Raw genomic sequence first — 299 nt, 5'->3', positions numbered from 1 at the left:
GGGACACGGCATTCAAAAAGTTTGACCGATGCAACAAATTCTGTTGCTGCCGTGTCCCTACCCTGGCAACATTTGATTGTAGGGGCACGGCGTTCAAAAATTTTGAGTTGACAACTTTGATTGTTGCTGCCGTGCCCCTACCCTTTGATGAGGGGATCTGGGTACGGGCATTTTTGATTGTAGGGACACGGCATTCAAAAAGTTTGACCGATGCAACAAATTCTGTTGCTGCCGTGTCCCTACCCTGGCAACATTTGATTGTAGGGGCACGGCGTTCAAAAATTTTGAGTTGACAACTT

Annotated in this window: 1 protein-coding gene; it reads left to right on the top strand. The window is 47.2% G+C overall.

Annotated elements, in window-relative coordinates; genetic code table 11:
* Positions 1-107 precede the first annotated feature (107 nt).
* Entirely contained in the window at positions 108-293 is a 186-nt protein-coding gene (locus MiSe_RS50130; protein WP_226595091.1) for a hypothetical protein, read from the top strand.
* Positions 294-299 lie beyond the last annotated feature (6 nt).

The organism is Microseira wollei NIES-4236, assembly GCF_020521235.1.
GTDB classification, from domain to species: domain Bacteria; phylum Cyanobacteriota; class Cyanobacteriia; order Cyanobacteriales; family Aerosakkonemataceae; genus Microseira; species Microseira wollei.
This window is presented reverse-complemented; position numbering and strand designations above follow the sequence as displayed.